Here is a 2,806-nt window from a genome sequence, read left to right as displayed (position 1 = left end):
GATTACCATAGGGAAACCGGCCCGCAGCCAGGCCCGGCGCGGCTTGCGGGGCCGTGGCGCGAGGCTGCCGGCGGCTTGGACGGCGCGGCGGGCCGGGCGCGGCTACACTCGCGCATCATGGAAGAAAGTCTGCTGTCCGCCATCCACTGGCTGCTCGCGGTGCTGGCCTTGCCGTCCGTCGGGCTGTCGGCCATTTTCACCGTCTCGCTGGTGTCCGCCACCCTGTTGCCGCTCGGTTCCGAGCCGGCGGTGTTCGGCTATATCAAGCTGGCGCCGGACATGTTCTGGCCGGCCGTGCTGGTGGCGACGCTGGGCAACACCATCGGCGGCGCGATCAGCTATGCCATGGGGCTGGCCGCCGAGCGCGCGGTGCAGCGCTGGAAGGAAAAACACCCCCATCCCCACGAGTCCCATCCCGATGCCGGGCCGGACGGCCGCATGCGCGGCCGCTGGAACCAGCGCGCGCATGCCTGGCTGCACCGCATGGGGCCGCCGGCGCTGCTGTTGTCCTGGCTGCCGATCGTGGGCGACCCGCTGTGCGCCGTGGCCGGGTGGCTGCGGCTGTCGTTCTGGCCCTGCGTGGCCTACATGGCCATCGGCAAGTTCCTGCGCTACGTGGCGATGACGGCCGGCCTGTTGTGGTTCTTCCCGGGCCAGCTCTGACGCTTCGGATTTGTCCGAAAATAAAGGGACGCATCGGCGGCTCCGCGCGCATTGCCGGGCGCGCCGGCGGGGATATTCGGGGCCGGGCCGCGCGATGGCATAAAATGATTTTTTAAGGGCCCACTCTTGCGCTTCCATGAACGCCCCACTCGCTAGCCACATCCTGACCGGGGCGTTACCGCCCGCCGCACCCGCGCGCTTGCGCGAGATCCCCTACAACTACACCTCGTTTTCCGACCGGGAAATCGTGGGCCGGCTTTTGGGCGACGACGCCTGGAGCCTGCTCAGCGACCTGCGCGGCGAGCGCCGCACCGGCCGTTCCGCCCGCATGCTGTACGAAGTGCTGGGCGACATCTGGGTGGTGCGCCGCAATCCCTACCTGCAGGACGACCTGCTGGACAATCCCAAGCGCCGCAAGCAGTTGATCGACGCGCTGAACCATCGCGTGGGCGAGATCGACCGCCGCCGCGAGCCGGGCACGCCGGCCGAGGCCGGTCATGATCCGCAGCGCGACGAGAAGGTCGTGAGCCTGCTGGCGCGGGCGCGTTCCGCCATCGCCGCCTTCGAGGGCGAGTTCGACCAGACCGCCATGCTGCGCAAGCAGGCGCAGAAGACGCTGGGCCGCATCACCGCGCGCGACAACATCAAGTTCGATGGCCTGTCGCGCGTCTCGCATGTGACCGACGCCACCGACTGGCGCGTCGAGTACCCGTTCGTGGTGCTGACGCCGGATTCGGAGGACGAGATCGCCGCGCTGGTCACGGCCTGTATCGAGCTGGGCCTGACCATCGTGCCGCGCGGCGGCGGCACCGGCTATACCGGCGGCGCCATTCCGCTGACCTGGAAGTCGGCCGTCATCAACACCGAGAAATTCGACAAGCTGGGCAAGGTCGAGTCCTGTATCCTGCCCGGCCTGACCGAGCCCGTGGCGGTGATCCACGCCGGCGCCGGCGTGGTGACCAAGCGCGTGTCCGAGGCCGCCGAGGCCGCCGGCTTCGTGTTCGCGGTGGACCCGACCTCGGCCGAGGCGTCCTGCGTGGGCGGCAACATCGCCATGAACGCGGGCGGCAAGAAGGCCGTGCTGTGGGGCACCGCGCTGGACAACCTGGCCTGGTGGCGCATGGTCGATCCGGACGGCAACTGGCTCGAGGTCACGCGCCTGGCCCACAACATGGGCAAGATCCACGACGTGGACGTGGCGCGCTTCGAGCTCAAGTGGTTCGATGGTCGCGGCAAGCCCGGCGAGCGCCTGCTCAAGACCGAGACGCTGGAGATCGCCGGCCGCGTGTTCCGCAAGGAAGGCCTGGGCAAGGACGTCACCGACAAGTTCCTGGCCGGCCTGCCCGGCGTGCAGAAGGAAGGCTGCGACGGCCTGATCACCTCGGCGCGCTGGGTGCTGCATCGCATGCCCAAGCACACCCGCACGGTCTGCATGGAGTTCTTCGGCCAGGCGCGCGACGCGATTCCGTCGATCGTCGAGGTCAAGGGCTACCTGGACGGCGAGGGCCGCGAGCGCGGCGCCATCCTGGCCGGCCTGGAGCACCTGGACGAGCGCTACCTGCGCGCGGTGGGCTACGCCACCAAGAGCAAGCGCGGCGTGCTGCCCAAGATGGTCCTGATCGGCGACATCGTCGGCGACGACGAGGACGCGGTGGCCGCGGCCGCAAGCGAAGTGGTGCGCCTGGCCAATACGCGCCACGGTGAAGGCTTCGTGGCCGTCAGCGCCGAGGCGCGCAAGAAATTCTGGCTCGACCGCTCGCGCACCGCCGCCATCGCGCGCCACACCAACGCCTTCAAGATCAATGAAGACGTGGTGATCCCGCTGCCGCGCATGGGCGAGTACACGGATCACATCGAGCGCATCAATATCGAGCTGTCCACCAGCAACAAGCTGCGGCTGCTGGCCGAGCTGGACGCCTACCTGGAAAGCCCGCTGCCGGTGGGCAAGGCCGAGGACGCGGCCGACGCCGAGATCACCCGCGCCGAGGTGCTGGCCGAGCGCACGCGCCAGGCGCAGGACCTGCTGGCCGGCGCGCGCCAGCGCTGGCAGTGGCTGCTGGACAACCTGGACCTGCCGCTGATCCAGGCGCTGCCCGAACTGGGCAGGCTGGGCCTGGGCGCGCTGCAAGGCGCGCTGTCGGAT

The 2,806-nt window shown here is 69.4% G+C and carries 2 protein-coding genes; both read left to right on the top strand.

Annotated elements, in window-relative coordinates:
* Positions 1–117 precede the first annotated feature (117 nt).
* Positions 118–663 carry a YqaA family protein gene (locus tag KDH83_RS30180; protein ID WP_212322601.1) on the top strand — a complete coding sequence of 182 codons (546 nt, stop codon included), beginning with the start codon at positions 118–120 and terminating at the stop codon, positions 661–663.
* A 136-nt stretch (positions 664–799) separates the two neighbouring features.
* The coding region (locus KDH83_RS30175; protein WP_212322600.1) for a DUF3683 domain-containing protein at positions 800–2,806 on the top strand (2,007 nt) is incomplete at its 3' end.

It is taken from the genome of Achromobacter sp. Marseille-Q0513 (assembly GCF_018195695.1).
GTDB lineage: Bacteria > Pseudomonadota > Gammaproteobacteria > Burkholderiales > Burkholderiaceae_B > Achromobacter.
Note: the sequence above shows the minus strand (reverse complement) of the source record. Positions and strands in the feature narration are given on the sequence as shown.